The sequence below is a fragment of the Bacillus fonticola genome (assembly GCF_012955605.1).
GTDB lineage: Bacteria > Bacillota > Bacilli > Bacillales > JC228 > Bacillus_CG > Bacillus_CG fonticola.
Genome location: NZ_CP052135.1, coordinates 2,089,962 through 2,111,605 on the forward strand (window position 1 = coordinate 2,089,962; position 21,644 = coordinate 2,111,605).

Below are 21,644 nucleotides of genomic sequence, written 5' to 3' on the forward strand. Positions count from 1 at the left end.
CGTTACTGGTCTTTGTCTTTCGAATCGCTTTGATTACCAATAGAGTCGCGCATATCCGTGTCTGCTGTAATGTTTTTGATGTTCATGTAATCCATCACCCCGATGTTGCCTGAGCGTAGTGCCTCTGCCATGGCAAGTGGCACTTGAGATTCGGCTTCGACCACTTTCGCACGCATTTCTTCTACGCGTGCTGTCATTTCTTGTTCTTGGGCAACGGCCATCGCTCGACGCTCTTCTGCCTTTGCCTGGGCAATATTTTTATCTGCTTCTGCTTGCTCAGTTTGCAAAACGGCACCAATATTTTTGCCGATATCCACGTCCGCAATATCGATGGATAGAATTTCAAAAGCCGTACCAGAATCTAAGCCTTTCGATAAAACAGTTCGGGAAATCAAATCAGGATTCTCTAATACTTTTTTATGGTCTTGAGAAGAACCGATTGTACTAACAATCCCTTCGCCAACACGAGCAATGACAGTATCCTCTCCAGCACCCCCGACGAGTCGATCAATGTTTGCTCGAACTGTAATACGGGCTTTTGCCTTTACCTCAATTCCGTCCATCGCCACACCAGAAATAAATGGTGTTTCGATTACTTTCGGGTTAACACTCATCTGAACAGCCTCTAACACGTCACGTCCAGCTAAGTCAATGGCTGCACCGCGAGCAAACGGAAGTTCAATATTCGCACGGTGTGCAGCAATAAGAGCGTTTACAACTCTATCTACATTACCACCTGCAAGGTAATGACTTTCCAGCTGATTAATCGTGACATCCAATCCGGCTTTATGGGCCTTAATTAACGGGTTCACAACACGACTTGGAATAACTCGACGCAAACGCATCCCGATGAGTGTAAAGATACTTAAACGCACACCTGCTGCCAATGCTGAAATCCATAGCATGACAGGAACAAACGTGAACAACACAATGAGAAGCAAGATTCCAACAATAATTGCAACACCTGTCAAAATAGTACTTGTAGTGAGTTCCATTTTCTACCTCCTGTTTTTTTCAGACCTAGATACTTACTTATTTTCTTTTTCTAAGTCTGGAATTTCCCTTACAACAACACGTACGCCTTCTGTTTTAACGACGCGTATACGGTTTCCTTCCTCAATAAATCCTCCTTCTGATACCGCATCTACTCGTTCCTCTTCAATAAGTACGGTTCCTGAAGGTCGAAGTGGCGTTAATGTTCGACCCGCCTTACCTACGAGCTCGACTCGGGTTACATTAGAGACATACCCTGATTCGGTATTCGTGGAATCACGTAATATCATCTTATTAAATACTTGTAGCCTTTTCCCGAAAAACTTCACTAGAATCACCCCCGCTAGGATGGCAGTAAATAAGGCAATGGCTAAAGAGATCCCCATTGATTGTACACTTTCACCTGCCATAAACAAACTGACAATCACAGCAATCATTCCTAAAATACCTGCGACTCCACCCGGCAAGAAGAATTCTATGACAAGAAGAATAAGACCCCCAACGAACAATAAAATGGTTTCGTAACCAGCAAGGCCCGTAAATAGATGACCAAAGAAGAAGAGTAGAAGGGCACCAAGTCCCATGATTCCAGGAACTCCAAATCCCGGTGAGTATATTTCAACGACTAATCCTATGCTTCCTATTGACAAGAGAATAGGCACGATGACGGGATTCGTTAGAAATCGCGCTAACTTATCTGCGAAAGTTTGCTCAAAAGTATCCACTTGTGCATTTTCAAAGCCGAGTATAGTGAGCAGTTCGTCCAGCGAATCTGCTGTCCCTTTGCTATAACCGACTTCCTCTGCTTGTGTCGATGTAAGTGTTAACAATTTTCCTGAAGGAGCGCCATACTCTGGAACATCTTCTTCGGGATCTGCCATAGCTATCGCATAGGTTGGATCTAGACCCGCATCCTCAGCTGACCCTCTCATGGCTGCAATCCACGCAGATTGCGCTTTATCACCTGCAGCATTTCCTTGTCCATCAATCACTTGGGCAGCACCCATTACACTGCCCGGCGCCATATAAATCCTGTCTGTGTTCAAGGAAATGTAAGCACCAGCAGAAAGAGCATTTTTGTCTACATAGGTAATGGTTTCCACTTCTGCATCACTAAATAGTTTTCCGATATCAAAAGCGGCATTCACTGCACCACCAGGCGTATCCATTTGTATGATCACAGCTTCATACTGCTCTGTTTCTGCTGTGTTAATCGCCCGTTCCAAAAACCCATATAACCCTTTTTCCACTTCTTCCTGTAAAGGGACGACAAGTACCCTGTCTCCATCAGCTTCTACACTGGCTGATAAACCACTTACACCTAAAATGAGGAGCACAACATAGACAAACAATCGGCGCGTTCGCAATTTTTCACCTCCTACGTCTTCGTTACCTTCTATTACGAGTGTATGCAAACAAAGGTTTCAAAAATCGAAAGATATCATTTTGAATAAATCCAAAAAAGCTACAGTGCAAAAAAACACTGTAGCTTTTATCGTTACAAATTTAATTGCTGTTGAACGAGTTTATTAACTAAAGAACCGTCCGCTTTACCTTTCACTTTAGGCATGAGTGCAGCCATTACTTTACCCATTTCGGCTTTTGATGTGGCACCTACTTCACGGATCGTATCGTCCACAACTTGAGACAACTCATCTTCAGACAGCTGTTTTGGCAAGTATTGATTGACAATTGTAAGTTCGCTTTCAAGCTTTTGGACTAAATCTTCCCGGCCGGCAGATGTAAACTCTTGGAGGGAGTCTTTTCGTTGCTTTACTTCCCGAGAGAGAATCGTCAATTCTTCATCCTCTGATAGCTGGTCTTTTTTTAAATGAATCGCTTCATTTTGTAAAGCTGCCTTCACCATCCGGATGACAGATAACGTGTCCTTATCCTTTGCTTTCATCGCTTGCTTCATGTCTTCGTTTAAACGAGTAAGAAGACTCATTATTTCACCTGCTTACCATTTGCGTTTTCTTGCCGCTTCGGATTTCTTTTTGCGCTTTACGCTTGGTTTTTCATAATATTCGCGTTTACGGACTTCTTGCATAGTTCCCGTTTTAGAAACGGTACGTTTAAAGCGGCGAAGAGCGTCTTCAAGCGATTCGTTTTTGCGAACGGTCGTCTTATTTGACATGAGTTTCCCTCCCTCCGACTCAAAGAAAAAATACAAGGATGCATGCTTCTCACACGAAAAGCATGTACTCACAAATTATAAACGACCCACTTCTATTCGTCAATTATCAAATACCCTATAAAAAAAGATCTTATGCTTTTTGAACAATAAAAATCGGCCTCTTTTTCATTTCCTTGTCGTTCTTATTGTTTACTTGTCCCCATAGACTAACAAGGGGGTGAGGACTTGCTATCCGTTCTGTTTTTTTTCGGATTTCTAGCATTATTTCTATTCGGCATGACTTTGCTACGTATTGGGATGTTCCAATTATCTGGCGACCGCCTGCAACAATGGATCTCTCCATTTATCTCGCACCCTGCAAAGGGCATGATCGCAAGCATCGTTGTCACTATGATTTTACAGAGTTCATCAGCAGTTATGGTGCTCACGATTGGACTTGTATCAGCGCGTATTATCACCTTTCCACAGACCATCGGGATCATTCTTGGCACAAATATCGGCACTACCTTTACCGCAGAGTTCATGACATTCCCGATCGACCAATATATATTGCCAATTAGCATTTTCGGAGCCGTATGTATCTTACTTCCTACACATTGGATTCGGAGTAGTGGATTCATTTTGTTAGGCATTGGAGCATTATTTACGGGACTGCAAGGCTTCAAAACGCTCGCCAAACCGCTTACTGAAGTTTCATTTGTACAGACTCTCCTTCATCAGATGGACAACTCTATCCTTCTTGCTAGTTTAGTTGGAATTGTCATCACGGCATTGATCCATTCAAGTTCAGCCACGACAGGAATTGGGATGGGGTTCGTTGCAGCAGGAGTATTGAGTATGCCTGCAGCCATCGCCGTCATTCTAGGGGCAAACATTGGCACCTGTGTCACAGGCTACATGGCAAGTATCGGAAGTGGAAAAGAAGCGAGATTGACTGCCTACGCTCATATTTGGCTGAACGTGGTTGGGGTGGCTATCTTTTTGCCATTCGTATACTGGATTGACGTATGGACAAGCGGGTTTGCATCCTCACCTGCCGTACAGCTAGCGCATACGAGTGTGTTGTTTAATGTGGCTACAGCTCTTCTGGTGTTTCCATTTGCTAAGCAGTTTGGAAAGTTAATTGTTATGGTCCATGGGAAGAGGTAATAATTTTTTTTGGAAAAGGGGCTATTAGGGTACGAATCAGGATTTAGGGGGAATCATTTTATCCATCATTGATGGATGTTGGCTCTTTACTCATCCTAAGTCTGGATTTATACCTGATTAGTGTGGATTTCTAGTTCGGAGTCTGGATATATGTTCAGTAGTCTGGATAAGTAGTGAATTAGTTTGGATTTTACTGCTCTAAGTGTGGATATTAGCTGAAATAGTCTGATTCAGTACCGTTGACTGTTCATAATGAACCTGAAAAAAGCGGAAGCAGGTTCCCATCGACCCGCCTCCGCTTTTCTTTCAATAATCCCCCGTTGATTTCAGTCCTTGTAAAATTGTAACTCCTGAGCTGGCGCCGATGCGAGTGGCGCCTGCTTCGATTACGTTTTGTGCGTCCTGTAATGAGCGGATTCCGCCTGATGCCTTCACGCCCATTTCAGAACCGACTGTGCGACGCATGAGTGCCACATCTGCTACGGTCGCCCCTCCACTTGAAAACCCAGTGCTCGTTTTCACGAAATCTGCACCAGCACGTTTGGCAATACGGCAAGCCTCTACTTTCTCATCGTCAGATAAGAGGCACGTTTCAATGATCACTTTCACGATGGCACGACGATTAGACGCTGCTACGACAGCCAATACGTCTGCTTCCACAGTTTCAAGATCACCGCTTTTTAAAGCACCGATGTTAATAACCATATCCACTTCTCCAGCGCCTTGCTCGATCGTGAGGTTTGTTTCAAACGCTTTTACCTCTTTCGGGTTTGCACCTAATGGGAAGCCGATGACTGTACAAACTTTCACAGATGTTCCGTCAAGAAGCTCTTTTGCAAATGATACCCACGTTGGATTTACACAAACGGAAGCAAATCCGTACGCCTTCGCTTCCTTGCACAGAGTTTCAATTTGTGTTCGTGTCGTATCTGGTTTTAAGGCTGTATGGTCAATCATTTCCGCTAAACTCATAGACAAAAGCCCCTCTCCACTGTTAACTAGTGTAATTCCATCCTATCATACCATTTGTTAACTGACTGTACGCTGTTGCTTTACGGATTCTTCCTCTATCACGCGTACAAATTGTCCTTTGTTGTATGGATAGCCTGCTTCTTGAATTTTTACTTTAACAAGCTTGCCCACGAGGTCCTCGGTCGCCGGGAAAACCACCTTTAAATAATTGTCAGTATAGCCTACGTATAAACCAGAGTCAGGCTTCTCTTTGTACGGCTCTTCTGGAATAACTTCCAACACATCGGCTTCAAACTTTGCTGCGTATTCCTTGGCGAGTTGATCAGAGAGAGCAATTAGACGACGAACTCGCTCATTTTTCACGTCTTCGTCAACTTGGTCTTCCATTCTTGCGGCTGGTGTTCCAGTCCGCTTCGAATACGGAAACACATGCAATTCTGAGAAACCATGTTCTTGGATGAAGTTGTAGGTCTCGATGAACTCCTCTTCTGATTCACCGGGGAACCCTACTATCACATCAGACGTAATAGCTAAGCCTGGTAGAGCTGCTTTCAACTTCATCAACCGCTCAGCAAAAAACTCCATCGTGTATTTACGACGCATCCGCTTCAATACGGTATTGGATCCGGACTGCAAAGGAATGTGTAAATGACGAACGACAACAGAGGATTGTTCCAGCACCTCAATAACTTCATCCGTTAACTGTGAAGCTTCGATTGAGGAAATACGCAATCGTTTCAAGCCATGTACTTCGTTTTCCAAATCACGAAGTAAGGCTGCTAGATTATAGTCTTTCAAATCTTCACCGTAGCCGCCGGTATGAATACCGGTTAATACTATTTCTTGATATCCTGCATTAACGAGTTGCTGGGCTTGTTTGACAACTTCCTTTGGATCGCGCGAACGCATTAGACCACGGGCCCACGGAATGATACAAAATGTGCAAAAATTATTGCATCCTTCTTGTATTTTCAAGCTAGCCCGTGTTCGATCAGTGAAGGAGGGTACGTCTAATTCCTCATAGACACGATTCTTCATAATATTGCCAACCCCATTAATCGGTTGGCGCTCATTTTTGAACTGCTCAATGTAAGTGAGCATCTTTCGACGGTCTTGTGTTCCAACAACCACATCCACACCAGGGATCGCCAATATTTCACCAGGAGATGTTTGTGCATAACAACCTGTCACACAAATCACAGCATTAGGATTTTTACGAATTGCACGACGAATGACTTGTCTACTCTTTTTATCTCCCGTGTTCGTGACCGTGCATGTATTGATGACATATACGTCCGCTTGGTGCTCAAACTCTGTGCGTTCGTAGCCTTCTTCCTTAAACAATTGCCAAATGGCTTCGGTTTCGTAGTGATTAACTTTGCAGCCCAATGTATGAAACGCTACAGATGCCATTATTGTTCACCTCTTTTGAAAAGCTCAAGTTGATAACTGATCGCACTTAATGCATAGAGCGGTGCGGTTTCAGTTCGTAATATGCGTGGTCCTAACGCTGCGATGTGGGCTCCTTTTTGTTCAAGAGCCTCTATTTCCTTTTCCGTGAAACCACCTTCAGGGCCGAAAATGCATAAGACACGTTCCTGTCGTTGAAGTTTCGTAATCACACTGGAGAAGGTAGATTGTTCACCCGACTTTGCAGATTCTTCGTAAGCTACTATAACTTGATCAAACCGTTCCATTTCTTCAAGTAACGTCTGAAATGGGCATGGTGCTTGAACAGTTGGAATGATGACCCGATGACTTTGCTCAGCTGCTTCCTTCAAAATTTTATCCCAGCGGTCTTTTCTTTTTGCCACTTTCTTCTCGTCCCATTTCACTACAGAGCGATTTGCCACGAAAGGGATAAAGCCAGCTGCGCCTAACTCGGTTCCCTTTTGGAAGATCCATTCGAGTTTATCCCCTTTAGGCAATCCGCTCGCAATCGTGACCGAAACGGGTAATTCCACTTCTTCTTCTCGCCATTTCTTCACTTTTACCGTCACTTCTTCTGGAGAAACAGTTTGTAGTGCACATACTGCACTCTTTTGAGAGCGCGTAACGATAAGAACTTCATCTCCAGGCTGCATACGCATCACATGGGTGATGTGATACGCATCTTCTCCATACAAACGAAAGGGAGGCTCTTGTTCCTCTTGTAGAAAATAACGTTGCATCTGCTTCCCTCCTTATCGCCGGACTTGGCATAAAGATAGATGGATTACTCAGGCTTCTTCGCAATCAACGCAACCCAGTCTTCCATCACTAGTGTTTCTTCAATGATAAAGCCAACACGTTGCAATTCACTTTTAACGAGTTCTTTCTTCTGACGAATGATTCCCGAGGAAATGAATGTTCCACCAGCTCTCACCGTGTCGAATGCCTTCTCAGGAAAGAGTATCAAAATTTCAGCTAACAGATTAGCAACAATTACATCCGCGTGTCCTTCTATTCCTTCTAATAAATTCTGCTCTGCGACAGACACCTTGTCGTGAACGTTATTTAGTTTAACGTTTTCTATCGCCGTAGTAACGGCAACAGCGTCTAAATCGAAGGCACGAACGTCAGATGCACCAAGTTTTGCTGCAGCGATGGACAAAACGCCCGATCCTGTTCCCACATCAAACACGACATCACCCTTTTTCACATGATGTTCTAGGGCCTGAATACACAATACAGTAGTCGGATGTGTCCCTGTACCAAACGCCATCCCTGGATCTAGTTCAATAATTTGTTCTTCTTCTGAAACGGGTGTGTAGTCTTCCCACGTTGGCACAATGGTGAAATGCTCAGAAATTTTCACAGGATGGTAGTAGGTTTTCCATGCAGTAGCCCAATCTTCCTCATTGACTTCGCTTAAGGTTACTTCGTTCGTTCCAATATCAATATTGAATTGGAGCAAGTTTTCAATAGCGTTTTTCACTTCCTCAACTGTCTCTGCAAGAAAACTAGTAACAGGTAAATAGGCTTTTACGATCACCCCTTCTTCGGGATAATCACCTGGGTCTAGTTGATAAATTTCTCCGAAAAGTCCTGCTCGCTCTTTTTGAAGCTCAAACGGGTCTTCGATCACTACACCGCTTGCTCCCGCCTCATGAAGAATATTCGAGACAGGCTCCACTGCATCTTGTGTCGTATGAATGCTCATTTCGGTCCACTTCAACTAGACCCTCTCCTTCCAAATTTCAGACGTACCCAATCATGCTTTCTCATTCGCCTTTAAACGCACGTTTTAATTTATCAAACAAACCTTCTTCGTGCTCGTCTGGAACAGAGCCACTTACTTCAGCAAACTCACGTAGTAGTTTTCTTTGTTGCTCTGAGAGATTTGTTGGGGTAATAATTTTCACAATAACGTGTTGATCCCCGGTTCCATAGCCACGTACGTTAGCAATTCCCTTTCCTTTTAAGCGGAATTTAGTACCTGTTTGTGTACCTGCAGGAATCTTTAACTTTACTTTTCCTTTAAGTGTTGGCACTTCTACCTCGTCACCGAGCGATGCTTGTACAAAGGTGAGTGGCATTTCGCAGTAGACGTCATCCCCGTCTCTTTCAAAAAACTCATGTCTCTCTACATGAAAGACTACGTATAAGTCGCCTGCAGGACCGCCGTTCACACCTGGCTCACCTTGACCAGAAACTCGAAGCTGTTGACCTTCGTCAATCCCAGCTGGAATCGTAATAGAGATCGTTCGACGTTTGTTCACCTTTCCTTGACCACCACACGTAGCACATTTTTCTTTAATCAGCTTTCCTGTACCTTGACAGTGATGGCACGCACGTCTATTCACAACGCGACCAAACGGTGTGTTTTGTTCTTGCGATAGTTGACCCGAACCATGGCAGTATGGACATGTTTCAGGCTTTGTACCCGGTTTTGCTCCAGATCCATGGCAAGTTTCACACGTTTCTTCTTTCGGAATTTCAATCTTTGTTTCTTTACCGAACGCAGCATCTTCAAAGGAAACAGCCATAGTGTACTGTAAGTCTGCTCCTTGACGTGGCGCGTTAGGATCGCGTCTTCTTCCACCCCCACCTCCAAAAAAGGTGTCGAAAATATCTTCAAAGCCACCAAAACCAGAGAAGTCAGCACCTGCTCCCCCACCGAACCCAGCGTTCGGATCTTCGTGACCAAAGCGATCATACCGTGAACGTTTTGAATCGTCACTTAGTGTTTCATACGCTTCTTTTGCTTCTTTAAATTTATCAGCAGCATCTGCTTCTTGATTGATGTCTGGATGATATTTTTTGGACAATTTTCTGTATGCTTTTTTTATGTCGTCTTTTGAGGCGCCTTTTTCTACGCCAAGTACGTCATAAAAGTCCCGTTTGCTCATGTCTCATCCACTCCCGTACGTTTTCACATAAATTCAATTGTAGCATGGTATTTTTCAATAAATCAACAATGAAAGAAAAGTCAACGTCAAGCACGCTTGACGTTGACTTTCCGATCGGACTATCATTTGGAAGTTTGCCCCTACTTCTTGTCGTCATTAACCTCTTCGTACTCGGCGTCTACTACATTATCATCGCCAGATTTCGTTTCCTCACTCGCACCGGCATCACCTTGTGCCTGTTCCGCCTGTTGTTGAGCTTGTTCATAAAGCTTTACGCTTAACTCTTGAACGAGTGTTTGAAGGGCTTCTTTCTTTTCTTTAATTTGCTCTATGTCATCTTTTTCGAGAACTTCTTTCAAAGCTTCTTTTGCTTCCGTCGCTTTTGCTAGTTCAGCTTCATCCACTTTACCTTCTAGGTCTTTCACAGTCTTTTCAGTAGTGAATACGAGTTGATCGGCCTCGTTACGAAGATCAATCTTTTCTTTACGCTCTTTATCGGCTTCTGCATTCGCTTCCGCTTCTTGTACCATGCGATCGATTTCATCATCAGATAAGTTAGAAGAAGATTTAATCGTAATCGATTGTTCTTTGTTCGTACCTAAATCTTTGGCACGAACATTCACGATACCATTTTTATCAATATCAAAAGAAACTTCGATTTGTGGGACCCCACGTGGAGCAGGTGGAATATCTGTCAATTGGAAGCGTCCAAGTGTTTTGTTGTCCGCTGCCATTGAGCGCTCCCCTTGTAGCACGTGAATGTCAACGGCTGTTTGATTGTCAGCTGCAGTTGAAAACACTTGGGATTTGGAAGTTGGAATCGTTGTGTTCCGTTCAATCAGCTTTGTTGATACGCCACCCATCGTTTCAATCCCAAGAGACAGTGGTGTTACGTCAAGAAGAACGACATCTTTTACGTCACCAGTTAGGACGCCTCCTTGTACAGCTGCCCCAAGTGCAACTACTTCGTCAGGGTTTACCCCTTTATGCGGGTCTTGCCCTGTTTCTTTTTTAATTGCTTCTTGTACAGCAGGAATACGAGTAGATCCCCCAACTAAAATTACCTTGTCAATTTCTGAAGGAGACAGACCTGCGTCTTTTACCGCTTGACGTGTTGGTCCCATTGTACGTTCTACAAGACTTGCAGTGAGCTCATCAAATTTCGCACGTGATAGCGTCACTTCTAAGTGGAGAGGACCATTTTCGCCTGCTGTAATAAACGGTAGAGACACTTGAGTACTCGTTACACCTGACAAGTCTTTCTTCGCTTTTTCAGCAGCATCTTTTAAGCGTTGGAGCGCCATTTTGTCTTTAGAAAGGTCGATACTATTTTCCTTTCTAAACGTGTCAACAAGGTAATCGATAATGACTTGGTCGAAGTCATCTCCACCTAGTTGATTATCTCCGGCTGTCGAACGTACTTCGAAAACACCATCGCCTAGTTCTAGAATGGACACATCAAACGTTCCGCCACCGAGGTCGTAAACAAGAATCGTTTGATCTTCGTCCGTTTTATCCAATCCATAAGCAAGAGCTGCTGCTGTTGGCTCGTTAATAATACGCTCGACTTCAAGTCCTGCAATTCGGCCTGCGTCTTTTGTCGCTTGACGCTGTGAGTCGTTGAAATAAGCAGGAACTGTAATGACAGCTTTTTCGACCTTTTCACCAAGATAGTCTTCTGCATACGATTTCAAATATTGAAGAATCATCGCAGATACTTCTTGAGGTGTGTATGTTTTGTCTCCAATTTCTACTTTATAGTCTGTTCCGATATGACGTTTAATGGACATAATCGTATTTGGATTTGTGATGGATTGGCGCTTAGCTACTTCCCCTACTTGACGCTCGTCGTTTTTAAACGCTACAACCGAAGGAGAAGTGCGGTTACCCTCTGGATTCGGAATAACCTTTGGCTCACCACCTTCTAAAACAGCTACACAAGAGTTCGTCGTCCCTAAATCGATCCCGATAATTTTGCTCATGTAAGAGAATACCTCCTTGAATTCATATGTATGTCCACTACTTACTGTTCACTTTCACCATAGCTGGACGCAACAATCTCTCTTTTAATTTGTACCCTTTCTGTAATTCCTCTAATACAACATCTTCCGGATGCGATTCGTCCCAATCTTGTAGAACGGATTGATGCACATTCGGGTCAAAAGGCTGTCCAACTGCCTCCACTACTTGAACTCCCTCTTTTTCAAGAGCTCCAATAAATGACTTGTACACCATTTCTACCCCACTTAACAACGTTTTCGTTTCGTCTTGAGTAGGTTCGGTTTGGAGTGCTCTTTCAAAGTTATCTAAAACGGGTAATAGCTCTGTCACAAGTTGTTGCGCACGATACGTTACTTGTGCTTCCTGATCAAGACGAGTTCTCCGTTTAAAGTTTTCATAATCAGCTTGTAGGCGCAGTGTACGACTTTCAGCTTTTTCGAGTGCCTCTTTTGTAGCATGAAGCTCTTCTTGTAGGGCTGTGGCATCAATAACTTCCTCCATCACAGGTTGTGGCTCCTCGACTCTTTCCTGATCAGTATTTACTTCCTCAGCCTCCACTGTCGCATGTTCATTTTGCTTTTCTATCAACACGATTCACCTCCTTTAAAGAATTGCAGAGGAGACCCAACGCTTACTTGGGTCTCTTTATTTATGAAGACGGTATAGGTTCGTCATCATTGTAGACAAGTCTTGACGGAAATAGTCGAGCGTTGTGATAACGCGTGCATAGTTCATTCGCTTAGGACCTAAAACCGCAATGGTTCCCATTTTTTCGGAGCCCAGCGCATATGTCGCCGTAATTAAGCTCAAGTCTTTTGCTGCATCTACGTTTAGCTCTGTGCCAATTGACACATGAATTCCTTGACCATCACGGGGTTTTAGTAAACGACTGACAGCTGTTTCATCCTCCATTAAAGAAAGGATGGCTTTCACGAGCTCTACATCATGAAATTCCGGTTGTTCAAACATGATAGTCTTTCCACCAAAGGCAAGTTTCTCTTGCAAATTGATGTGCAGGGCACGCTCCATTGCTTCCATCCAAATTTGGTAGTGGTCCGCATGCTTTCGAAATAGCATCTGAACTTCATGCGACGCCTTTTCGGGAAGCTGTGAGATGCTGACTCCCTCTAGTCGCTCATTCAATACGTTAGCTACTTTATCAAGGTCATCCATCGCATCAGGGCTAGACAGCTCTATTGTCTTATGCTCCACATGCCCCCCATCCGTGATAATGATGGCAAGCACACGACTTTCATTCAACGGAACCATCTCAATCTTTTTCAAGTGATGATCAGAAATGTTAGCTCCCAGCACGATAGATGTATACGATGTCAAGTCGGACAAAAGAGTGGCTGCTTTCGAAACAACTTCTTCCCATTCAAACATACGCTCACGAAAAAAACTTCGCAATTTCAGCAGCTCTTCTCCACGTAATCGCTGCGGTGCGAGCAGATGGTCAACGTAATATCGATAACCTTTTTCAGACGGAACACGCCCTGATGACGAATGCGTTTTTTCTATAAAACCGAGCTCCTCTAAGTCTGCCATCTCATTTCGAATGGTGGCAGAGCTAAAGTTCACCTCTTCCTTTTTAGAAAGAGTACGAGAGCCAACAGGTTGTGCCGACTGAATAAAATCATTCACAATGACCTGCAATATGAACAGCTGTCGATCTGTTAACATGGTCATCACCTCTGTTAGCACTCCAAACAATTGAGTGCTAAATCTATAGATAACCTATCAAATTTTTTGTTTCTTTGTCAATCATTACGCTAATGGGAATGGCAAAACGGGATTGGTAAATCCCCCCTTACTCATAGTAGCGTCTCTATCTCTACTCGTCTAGATCACAATAACAAAGCACCCGCTATAACGAAGCCTTGCGGGTGCTTTTCTACATTATAAAAATATAGAGTCATAGGTTGAAATACACAAGTTATTTTAATACATGCTCGTTGCAAGTCTTCTCGTAAAAACAATTGACACTGTTTCTGTTTTAATTATAAAGAACAATTCTACCCTCTTGGTATATCTTCTCAATCAAGGTGTTGAGTTCCAGTAAAGATTCAGACAAGAAATAATCGTCTTTTCTGGATACAGCAATTTGTTGTTTTCTCGAATCCACTTTAGCTTATCTATTTCCTCAGTGCTTAAATTTTGGTTAGAAGTTGCACCGTCAAACCGACTTTGATTTTGGGCGAAGAAGTTTGTAAGCAACCCAGTGTAATTAGTAAGATGATCGGTTGAGTTAGGCACAGATCTTAGATAAGTATTTACTGTACTTAGATATTCAAATTCTTTCCCAATGCTAGTATACGAAGTTACTATTGTTAATTGTTCGCGATAAGAAATTTCTTTTGTTTGAATTGCTTTATCTATTATAGTAGTAACCAATGTTAGATCGTTTGAAATACTGGTAGACATATTTGCAAGAGTTTCCCTCGTGAAAACATTTATGTCTTTTTTTACGTCAAAATACAGCACAGCTTGTACAGTAAATATTAAACAGCCCAGAAGGATAATGACTTTCTTGAAGTTTCCTTTCATATTCATTTAACTAGCTGAGTAAGGGATTGAGAGACTAATCGATTCTCTGTCATAATCCGGATAATCATTTGTATTTGCCCAATGATCCAAGAAGAGGCAGAGCAATCATAAAAAGCCGAACATTCGATTTCACCTGTACATCCCTCCTCTTGATTTTTTATGTTGCTTTGAATAGATTCTAGTTCTCTTTCCATAATACCTCCTATCCCAGAAAAGGCGATAGTAAAGAAACACTTAATTTACATATTTTACAAAATTATACTTTATGAGGTATTTATGTAGTGCAATAGAACTTTTCTTCGTGTTAAATATAAATAAGGATGTGGATGAATGAATTTCACAAATCAGAGCCCATGCAGCGCAAGGGGTCTGAGACATAGTAAAAGGAGTACCTCCCCAAGTCTTGTATAATGGTAAGTAAGCACGAACCAAAAGACTGGGGGAACTCCCAATGGTTAGTATACGACAAGAGAGCTTGTGTAGCATCCAAGAATGATACGAGATGGAGCCTACCCACGTTATCAAGAGATGATTTCAGCGATAGACTTGGATAAAATTTACCACAATGTAACCAAAAAGTCTCGGTTGGGTGCTCCCGAAAAATTAAATTATGCGGCTATGGTCATTTCAGTTTGTATCCGCTATGTTGAGGGGATTCCTACTAGTAAACAGCTCATTAAACGCCTGAAGGATGACCTAAACTTCAAGTTAAATTGCGGTTTTTTAGTTTCAGACAATACCCCATGTGAACCTTCCTACTCGCGACTTTTAGGTAAATTGAGTGATTCCAATATTTTAGAAGAAGCCCAAGAACAAGTTGTGCTCCAAGCAGTTGATGAGGGCTTTATTACAGATGATACGGTCGCTATTGACGCCACCCATTTTGAAGCCCGTGATCAGGCACCGCCGAAAGAAGAAAAGCCTAAAACTGAACCTAAAAAACGCGGTCGAAAACCGAAGGCAGAGCGTGAGCAGTGGATCGGAGCATTCCTCCCTGAGTCTGAGCATTCCTCCCTGAGTCTGAGCATTTCTCCCTGAGTCTGAGCATCCCTCCCTGAGTCTGAGCATCCCTCCCTGAGTCTGAGCATTCTTCTCTGAGTCTGAGCATTACTCTCTGAGTCTGAGCATTCCTCCCTAAGTCTGAGCATTCCTCCCTGAGTCTGAGCATTCCACTCTAAGTCTGAGCATTCCTCTCTGAGTCTGAGCATTCCTCTCTGAGTCTGAGCATTCCTCTCTGAGTCTGAGCATTCCTCCCTGAGTCTGAGCATCCCTCCCTGAGTCTGAGCATTCCTCCCTGAGTCTGAGCATTCCTCCCTAAGTCTGAGCATTCCTCTCTGAGTCTGAGCATCCCTCTCTGAGTCTGAGCATTCCTCCCTAAGTCTCCGAACAAGCTGAAAAAGAAGCGGATTTTCCACTTTTTGAGAGAAAATCGAAGCTCAATTAGATGCATCTGTAGCGGAATTACGTGCTGAAGTCCCTCAAAACCCTACTTGGGGCGTCAAAAAGAACAGTGAAGGGAAGAACGTCTTTTGGTATGGCTACAAGGGGCATCTGGCTGTCGGCACATCGAGTCAATACATACTACAGACCCTTTTCTCATCGGGTAGTCTGAACGATGGAAAGGCAGCGATCCCACTATTAAAGGGAATTCATGAACGTCTCGTTCTTCCGACATTACGCTATCAGACCATGGACGCCGGCTATGATTATGACCCTATTTATGAACAAGTACATCGAATGGGGCATCAGTCCATCATTGCGTATAACAAGCGAAATGAGCCAGAATCAGTAGGTTTTAATAAACACTATGCGGCCTACCTGCTTACGGGAGCACTCGTATCGCTATGACAGTTTTGATGCCAAATACGAGACACTGAAATACACTCGTCCTAAAAACTGCCCTTTAGCCAACGAAGACGTGTGCCAAAAAGTATATAAAGTCAAAATCACCAACGACCTACGGAGATATACAGCGCCCGCTCGTGGATCAAAAGCTTGGAAAAAGTTGTTCAAACGACCGATCAGCTGTTGAACGAGTCAATGCTTACTTAAAGGAATACTTTCAACTGAACAACGTTCGTCACCGGACTGGAAAACGTGCCAAAGTTCATTTTGACTTTGTGACCTTAGTTTATAATGCTTCAAAATTAGCTGCTGATCGTATCCATGCCTTATTCAATCAACATATAGGCTGTGTTCATGCTCAATCTTCATTTGTAAACCGTTGATTGGAGCGGAGGCCCACAGGACGTGGGTCAGAAAGGCGTTGCCACAGGACGTGGCGCCCTTAGCCTTTCCTCCTTGTCCTACGGGAAAAGCGTGGACAGGTGAGACGTGTCTAGCTACAGCGGTCTGCTCCCGTCTGAAAATAACCTTCGTCTTTTGAGGCAAAAAGCACCTCTAAAGCCAAAGAACATTTTTCAGAGGGAGCAAAACGGACCGCTTCCGCATTTCATTCCCGCAGGAGCGGAGCGACGAGGAGGCTCACGGCCCGCCCGCGGAAAGCGTCCGCCTGTAGCGGAAAGCAACAACCTTGTTCAAGCGGACGAATCAAGAAAATTTTTAAGCAACTACTATTCTGCTGGTCTGTGTATTTTTAAAAAGAGCAATTATGAAATTGATTCGGATGGCGAAAAAAATCTTTACTTCTTGTCAAAAGAGTCTACGAGAAATGATTGAAATACTTCATTTCCGAGAAACATCCCTTCCTTTGTTAGGCGGAGGTGCGTATGTGAAGTTTCTACCCATCCCTTTTCCTTCAGATTTTCAATTACTTTTCCATATACAGTTCGTAACGAAACTCCAAATTTTTCCTGAAAACGCTGAATAGAAACTCCCTCCACTTTACGCAAGCCAAGAAAAAGCTCTTCCTCCATCTGCTCTCCTCGAGTCACAGTACTTGTTCGTAAATACGGTCCCTTTCCAGACATCATCGATTCAATATAGTGGGAAGGAACAGCGATGTTTTGTGTTCTTATTCCTTCTACATAGCCGTGTGCACCAGCACCAAATCCGTAATAACTCTCATTGTTCCAGTACGTGAGATTATGCCTACTTTGAAATCCTGGCCTAGCAAAGTTGCTAATTTCATACGGATTATAGCCGCACTCCGACATAAACTTTAATAACATCTCGTATTGATTAGCCTCAGTGTCCTCAGAAGGAAGTTCTAGACGACCTGAACGCACCCAATTGGCAAATTGGGTTTTTTCCTCAAGAATGAGCGCGTAGCTTGAAACATGTTGTATCTCCAGTCCAACCACGGTCTCCATAGAATGTACAAACGAGTCCTGAGTTTGTTTCGGCAAGGCAAACATAATATCCACACTAATGTTTTCAAATCCAGTTGCTTGCGCTTTTTTAATAGTTGAAATCGCTTTTTCAGGCGTATGAGCACGACCGATAGCTTGCAGTACGTCAGGATCAAACGACTGCACCCCGAAGCTTAAACGGTTCACCCCGACAGCTTTTAACACATCTAGTTTTTCTTGTGAGACATCTTCAGGATTGGCTTCTATTGTCCACTCGGCGTCTTGTGCAAGAGGTAAAAACTTCTTCAAACCTTCACACAGCTTACGAAGTAGTTCCGAAGAAAGAACCGTCGGCGTGCCTCCCCCGATAAATAGGGTATCCAGACGATCTGAGGGCGTCACGCGTACCGTTTCTTCGACTTCTTTTAAAAGCGCATCGACATACGCTTCAAGGGGTTGCCCTTTAGCGAACACTTTCGGGAAGTCACAATAATAACAAATCGTCTCGCAAAATGGGATGTGTACGTAAGCAGCTCTAATCACGAACGCCCCTCCTCTCGTAACAGAAGGTGATCCGAGAGCTTGACTCTGGATCACCTTCATCTACTTTTTACTCTCTTTGTCGTCCATTTGCAAGACGGCCATAAACGCTTCTTGGGGAACCTCTACAGATCCTACAGATTTCATGCGGCGTTTACCCTCTTTTTGTTTCTCTAACAGCTTCCGTTTCCGAGAGATGTCACCACCATAACATTTGGCAAGGACGTTTTTCCGCATTGCTTTAATTGTAGAACGAGCCACAATTTTCGTGCCGATAGCTGCTTGAATAGGCACTTCAAACTGTTGACGTGGAATGAGCTCTTTCAGTTTTTCAACGATGATCTTCCCTCGTTCGTAGGCAGAATCTCTATGAACGATAAAGCTTAACGCATCTACTTTTTCAGCATTTAGTAAAATATCCATTTTCACAAGCTTACTCGTTTTGTACCCTTTGAGTTCATAATCAAACGATGCGTAGCCTTTTGTGTTGGACTTCAATTGATCAAAGAAGTCGTACACAATCTCTGAAAGCGGAATATCGTATACAATGCTGACACGGTTCTCGTCCAAGTATTGCATATCAATAAATTCGCCACGTTTTTCCTGACAAAGCTCCATAACAGCTCCAACAAAATCGTTTGGCACCATAACAGTTGCTTTTACGAACGGTTCTTGAACATAGTCAATTGATTGCGGATCAGGCATATTAGACGGGTTGTCAACACGTAGCTGTTCTCCATCTGTTAGGTGCACGTCATACACTACACTCGGTGCAGTCGTAATGAGATCGATTTTAAATTCACGTTCAATTCGCTCCTGGATAATTTCCATGTGCAGTAGCCCAAGAAAACCACAGCGGAAGCCAAATCCGAGCGCCTGTGATGTCTCTGGTTCGTACTGAAGTGCAGAGTCATTTAGCTCCAACTTCTCTAACGCTTCTCTAAGGTCGTTAAATTTTGACGAATCAATTGGGTACAGACCACAAAATACCATCGGATTTAATTTTCGGTATCCAGGTAGAGGCGTTGTAGCAGGATTTTTAGCTAAAGTTATGGTGTCCCCTACACGTGTGTCAGCTACATTTTTAATACTAGCTGTTAAGAAACCTACATCCCCTACAGAAAGTTCCTCAAACGCCGTAGGTTTCGGACTAAATACACCGAGTTCTGTTACTTCGAACTCTTTGCCTGTTGCCATCATCCTGACTTTATCACCAATTTTAACAGAGCCTTCAACAACTCGAATGTAGGCGACTACCCCCCGATATGGATCGTACAATGAGTCAAATATGAGAGCTTGTAAAGGTGCTTCGGGATCGCCAGTTGGGGCAGGCACCTTTTCTACAATTTGCTCTAAAATAGCTTCAATGCCAATTCCAGATTTTGCTGAAGCAAGCACTGCCTCGGAAGCATCCAACCCGATGACATCCTCTACTTCTTGTCGTACACGCTCCGGTTCCGCACTCGGCAAGTCAATTTTATTAATGACGGGAAGAATTTCTAAATTATTGTCTAAAGCTAGATAGACGTTCGCTAGCGTTTGCGCTTCAATTCCTTGTGCTGCATCGACAACAAGAATAGCTCCCTCACACGCAGCCAGACTTCGTGACACTTCGTACGTAAAATCCACGTGTCCAGGTGTGTCAATTAGATGAAAAATATACGTCTCGCCATCCTTCGCATCGTAACGAAGCTGCACAGCGTTTAGCTTAATTGTAATGCCCCGTTCCCGTTCTAAGTCCATTGAATCGAGAAGCTGCGCCTTCATTTCACGTGCGGTGAGCGCTTTTGTGTGCTCTAAAATACGGTCGGCCAGCGTTGATTTTCCGTGGTCGATATGTGCGATTATGGAGAAATTCCGAATTCGTTCTTGTCGATTCTTTTTCTCTGCTAAGTTCATCTCGTTCACTCCTACTCATCGAGTACGATTATAGCAGTCACACAAAGTCTGAACAACTAACGTCTATAAAAAAACCTCATGTACCGAGAAGAATGATACACGAGGTGGTGGATATAAGGATGAAAAGCTAAGATCGTGTCTCCGTATCGCAACACCTTCCTAATCCACGTCCTGTGGGCCCTAGGGCAGTAAGTTTGCAAGTAGCGAAAACAACCAATCCGTGATGACAGTTGTCACACTTGCGACGATTTGACCAAGCTCCGAGAAGAAATTATACGTTTCCATATCTTCTAGCTTTTGTTGTTTTGAATCAAGATCATGACTCGAGATAGAATTCCCAAACCATGAAGCTTCATACTCACCTTCTGAAGTAGCCACAACGTCCACAGGAGGGGAGATGTCTGGGTCATCAAAGCCACGCATGTTTTCGAGTCCAGTCGTTGCCTGTTGGTACCCGATTAAAACCCCTAGGAACAACACGCAGATCGTCACAAACACTTTTAAACTAAAACGAACCATTATTCTCCACTCCTTTCTTTTTTAATTGTTATGGTGAGGGGCTACCAGATACTTCTTCTGCTTGCCAGTAATACTCGCTAAACACTTCTGCGAACACTTCTGCTGTTCTATTTAGCTCTTCAAATGTATTGTCAACGCCACCGAACTCTACGAGCAACGAATTAGATGTTAAATCCTGATTGTAAGTCCCATCCACGTTTGTCCCGCTCTTTTCCACTACTGCGCGGCTAATACCGGGATATTTTTCGTTTAATCTCGCGTGCAATTCATTCGCTAATTTCATATTTTGTTCGTAGTTTTCATTCTCTCCACCGACAACAAAAGCTAAACGAGCGTACGGAACACCATTAAATTCTTTTGTTGTTTCTTCTCTTCTATAAGAATCTCTGTGAATGTCAATGGCATACTGTAAATCTCGATTGTTCTCGAGAGCATTCGCTACAACCGGTCTCGCTGTGTCGTAAGCTTCATAATATTCTTGTCCTTGTTGAACCCCTAAACCGACGATATCTGTTTTATCTACGTCTGTACCGATACCTCGACGTTCTAAACTTTCCTTTAATGAGTCGCCTATTTTCGTTACGTTTAACTCAGAGTGTTGAGCCAAGTTAGGATCCGTCACGCCTTCTAAGTACGGCAGATAGGATTCTCGGGAATGTGTGAAGTACACATACACCACATCTTTCTCTCCTGTCGTTTGTTCAGGATTAACCGGAGTGTCAGGAGTTTCGTCTAAAGACTCTTTATAATTAATTATTGTCGGCTCACGGTTTACATCTAAAGCCTCTTCACGTGGTGGATTCTCTTTAGGTAAATTTGTATAATCGACATCATCGGCGGCGGCCAAAATTCTACTGTCGTACAACGCAAACCCAGGTAGCTCTCTCCCCAGGAAGGAACGGGGATCGTCTAAAGAGATGTTGTTTGACAATTGAAAGAAAAGATCTGTTTGTTCTAGTCGCTCTGCATCCGCTGGTAGGGATGCCGCGAAGTAGCGATTTTCAGCTACAAATAACTGGTACCAGTCTGAACCATCGAATTGCCTCGTGGCATTGGATACCCAGTCACTCGTCCACTGATAGCTAGCACTTACACTTGTCAGACCGCCAGCAATGACGAATAAACCAACAAGAGCTGAGAAAAAAAGAGCAATACCTCTAGTGACAGGACGGACAGCTTCTATGAAAGTAGACGATGTTTGAGGACGCAACACAAACGTTCACCCTTTCTAGCAATGGAATCTAGTACAACTTATGCCTTTGCTAGACAAGATAGAACGAAAAAAGAAAGTAGACACTTGAATTG

19 protein-coding genes and 2 pseudogenes are annotated in these 21,644 nt (G+C 43.4%); 3 read left to right on the forward strand and 18 right to left on the reverse strand.

The window, feature by feature from the left end:
* Nucleotides 1–2 precede the first annotated feature (2 nt).
* The 4 genes from floA to rpsU form a co-directional block, all read right to left on the reverse strand.
* Nucleotides 3–995 (reverse strand): flotillin-like protein FloA, encoded by a 993-nt coding sequence (gene floA / locus HHK01_RS10330; protein WP_170007714.1) that lies wholly within the window; start codon nucleotides 993–995, stop codon nucleotides 3–5.
* 33 nt (nucleotides 996–1,028) lie between these two features.
* Entirely contained in the window at nucleotides 1,029–2,360 is a 1,332-nt protein-coding gene (locus HHK01_RS10335; RefSeq protein ID WP_170007715.1) for an NfeD family protein, read from the reverse strand.
* A 131-nt stretch (nucleotides 2,361–2,491) separates the two neighbouring features.
* Complete coding sequence (locus HHK01_RS10340) at nucleotides 2,492–2,941, reverse strand: GatB/YqeY domain-containing protein (RefSeq protein WP_170007716.1); 450 nt, start codon at nucleotides 2,939–2,941, stop codon at nucleotides 2,492–2,494.
* Nucleotides 2,942–2,953: 12 nt separating this feature from the next.
* A complete protein-coding gene (gene rpsU, locus HHK01_RS10345; protein WP_170007717.1) occupies nucleotides 2,954–3,130 on the reverse strand; it encodes a 30S ribosomal protein S21 in 177 nt (58 codons plus the stop codon).
* Nucleotides 3,131–3,355: 225 nt separating this feature from the next.
* Here rpsU and HHK01_RS10350 point away from each other — a divergent pair, with 225 nt between their 5' ends.
* Entirely contained in the window at nucleotides 3,356–4,279 is a 924-nt protein-coding gene (locus tag HHK01_RS10350) for a Na/Pi symporter (RefSeq protein WP_170007718.1), read from the forward strand.
* 306 nt (nucleotides 4,280–4,585) lie between these two features.
* On the opposite strand, the gene deoC is transcribed toward HHK01_RS10350, so the two are convergent.
* From deoC to HHK01_RS10395, 10 genes are all read right to left on the reverse strand, one after another.
* Nucleotides 4,586–5,251, reverse strand: coding sequence for a deoxyribose-phosphate aldolase (deoC, locus tag HHK01_RS10355; RefSeq protein ID WP_170007719.1), 666 nt, complete (start codon nucleotides 5,249–5,251; stop codon nucleotides 4,586–4,588).
* Nucleotides 5,252–5,308: 57 nt separating this feature from the next.
* Nucleotides 5,309–6,664, reverse strand: coding sequence for a tRNA (N(6)-L-threonylcarbamoyladenosine(37)-C(2))-methylthiotransferase MtaB (gene mtaB, locus HHK01_RS10360; protein ID WP_170007720.1), 1,356 nt, complete (start codon nucleotides 6,662–6,664; stop codon nucleotides 5,309–5,311).
* The gene (locus tag HHK01_RS10365; RefSeq protein ID WP_170007721.1) at nucleotides 6,664–7,422 is read right to left on the reverse strand and encodes a 16S rRNA (uracil(1498)-N(3))-methyltransferase; all 759 of its coding nucleotides are present in this window, start codon (nucleotides 7,420–7,422) and stop codon (nucleotides 6,664–6,666) included. Before HHK01_RS10365 ends, mtaB begins: the two co-directional genes overlap by 1 nt.
* Before the next feature lie 44 nt (nucleotides 7,423–7,466).
* Nucleotides 7,467–8,408: a 50S ribosomal protein L11 methyltransferase gene (gene prmA / locus HHK01_RS10370; RefSeq protein ID WP_170007722.1), complete on the reverse strand. Its 942-nt coding sequence runs from the start codon at nucleotides 8,406–8,408 to the stop codon at nucleotides 7,467–7,469.
* 46 nt (nucleotides 8,409–8,454) lie between these two features.
* The gene (gene dnaJ, locus HHK01_RS10375; RefSeq protein WP_170007723.1) at nucleotides 8,455–9,582 is read right to left on the reverse strand and encodes a molecular chaperone DnaJ; all 1,128 of its coding nucleotides are present in this window, start codon (nucleotides 9,580–9,582) and stop codon (nucleotides 8,455–8,457) included.
* 140 nt (nucleotides 9,583–9,722) lie between these two features.
* Nucleotides 9,723–11,564: a molecular chaperone DnaK gene (gene dnaK / locus HHK01_RS10380; RefSeq protein ID WP_170007724.1), complete on the reverse strand. Its 1,842-nt coding sequence runs from the start codon at nucleotides 11,562–11,564 to the stop codon at nucleotides 9,723–9,725.
* 37 nt (nucleotides 11,565–11,601) lie between these two features.
* Complete coding sequence (gene grpE, locus HHK01_RS10385; RefSeq protein ID WP_170007725.1) at nucleotides 11,602–12,171, reverse strand: nucleotide exchange factor GrpE; 570 nt, start codon at nucleotides 12,169–12,171, stop codon at nucleotides 11,602–11,604.
* Between the two features lie 57 nt (nucleotides 12,172–12,228).
* The gene (gene hrcA / locus HHK01_RS10390; protein WP_170008756.1) at nucleotides 12,229–13,266 is read right to left on the reverse strand and encodes a heat-inducible transcriptional repressor HrcA; all 1,038 of its coding nucleotides are present in this window, start codon (nucleotides 13,264–13,266) and stop codon (nucleotides 12,229–12,231) included.
* Between the two features lie 357 nt (nucleotides 13,267–13,623).
* Nucleotides 13,624–14,130, reverse strand: a complete 507-nt coding sequence (locus HHK01_RS15610) for a hypothetical protein (RefSeq protein WP_228027543.1) — start codon at nucleotides 14,128–14,130, stop codon at nucleotides 13,624–13,626.
* Between the two features lie 2 nt (nucleotides 14,131–14,132).
* Complete coding sequence (locus tag HHK01_RS10395; RefSeq protein ID WP_170007726.1) at nucleotides 14,133–14,324, reverse strand: hypothetical protein; 192 nt, start codon at nucleotides 14,322–14,324, stop codon at nucleotides 14,133–14,135.
* Between the two features lie 308 nt (nucleotides 14,325–14,632).
* Between HHK01_RS10395 and HHK01_RS10400 the strand changes: the two are divergent.
* Nucleotides 14,633–15,111 (forward strand): annotated as a pseudogene (locus tag HHK01_RS10400) (transposase); the annotation flags it as partial.
* A 397-nt stretch (nucleotides 15,112–15,508) separates the two neighbouring features.
* Nucleotides 15,509–16,358, forward strand: a pseudogene (locus tag HHK01_RS10405) (transposase); the annotation flags it as partial.
* Nucleotides 16,359–16,772: 414 nt separating this feature from the next.
* On the opposite strand, the gene hemW reads toward HHK01_RS10405, so the two are convergent.
* From hemW to spoIIP, 4 genes are all read right to left on the reverse strand, one after another.
* On the reverse strand, nucleotides 16,773–17,924 hold the full coding sequence (gene hemW, locus HHK01_RS10410; RefSeq protein ID WP_170007727.1) for a radical SAM family heme chaperone HemW: 1,152 nt from the start codon (nucleotides 17,922–17,924) through the stop codon (nucleotides 16,773–16,775).
* Nucleotides 17,925–17,984: 60 nt separating this feature from the next.
* Nucleotides 17,985–19,820 (reverse strand): translation elongation factor 4, encoded by a 1,836-nt coding sequence (gene lepA, locus HHK01_RS10415; protein ID WP_170007728.1) that lies wholly within the window; start codon nucleotides 19,818–19,820, stop codon nucleotides 17,985–17,987.
* 180 nt (nucleotides 19,821–20,000) lie between these two features.
* The gene (locus tag HHK01_RS10420; protein WP_170007729.1) at nucleotides 20,001–20,339 is read right to left on the reverse strand and encodes a DUF3679 domain-containing protein; all 339 of its coding nucleotides are present in this window, start codon (nucleotides 20,337–20,339) and stop codon (nucleotides 20,001–20,003) included.
* A gap of 28 nt (nucleotides 20,340–20,367) precedes the next feature.
* A complete protein-coding gene (spoIIP, locus tag HHK01_RS10425; RefSeq protein WP_170007730.1) occupies nucleotides 20,368–21,552 on the reverse strand; it encodes a stage II sporulation protein P in 1,185 nt (394 codons plus the stop codon).
* Between the last annotated feature and the right edge of the window lie 92 nt (nucleotides 21,553–21,644).

Excerpts from the sequence above, each read along its gene's own strand:
- HHK01_RS10420 (WP_170007729.1), bottom strand. The coding sequence starts at position 20,339 with ATGGTTCGTTTTAGTTTAAAAGTGTTTGTGACGATCTGCGTGTTGTTC.
- dnaK (WP_170007724.1), bottom strand. The coding sequence starts at position 11,564 with ATGAGCAAAATTATCGGGATCGATTTAGGGACGACGAACTCTTGTGTA.
- HHK01_RS10365 (WP_170007721.1), bottom strand. The coding sequence starts at position 7,422 with ATGCAACGTTATTTTCTACAAGAGGAACAAGAGCCTCCCTTTCGTTTG.
- deoC (WP_170007719.1), bottom strand. The coding sequence starts at position 5,251 with ATGAGTTTAGCGGAAATGATTGACCATACAGCCTTAAAACCAGATACG.
- floA (WP_170007714.1), bottom strand. The coding sequence starts at position 995 with ATGGAACTCACTACAAGTACTATTTTGACAGGTGTTGCAATTATTGTT.
- HHK01_RS10395 (WP_170007726.1), bottom strand. The coding sequence starts at position 14,324 with ATGGAAAGAGAACTAGAATCTATTCAAAGCAACATAAAAAATCAAGAG.
- HHK01_RS10340 (WP_170007716.1), bottom strand. The coding sequence starts at position 2,941 with ATGAGTCTTCTTACTCGTTTAAACGAAGACATGAAGCAAGCGATGAAA.
- HHK01_RS15610 (WP_228027543.1), bottom strand. The coding sequence starts at position 14,130 with ATGAAAGGAAACTTCAAGAAAGTCATTATCCTTCTGGGCTGTTTAATA.
- hrcA (WP_170008756.1), bottom strand. The coding sequence starts at position 13,266 with ATGTTAACAGATCGACAGCTGTTCATATTGCAGGTCATTGTGAATGAT.
- lepA (WP_170007728.1), bottom strand. The coding sequence starts at position 19,820 with ATGAACTTAGCAGAGAAAAAGAATCGACAAGAACGAATTCGGAATTTC.
- rpsU (WP_170007717.1), bottom strand. The coding sequence starts at position 3,130 with ATGTCAAATAAGACGACCGTTCGCAAAAACGAATCGCTTGAAGACGCT.
- dnaJ (WP_170007723.1), bottom strand. The coding sequence starts at position 9,582 with ATGAGCAAACGGGACTTTTATGACGTACTTGGCGTAGAAAAAGGCGCC.
- mtaB (WP_170007720.1), bottom strand. The coding sequence starts at position 6,664 with ATGGCATCTGTAGCGTTTCATACATTGGGCTGCAAAGTTAATCACTAC.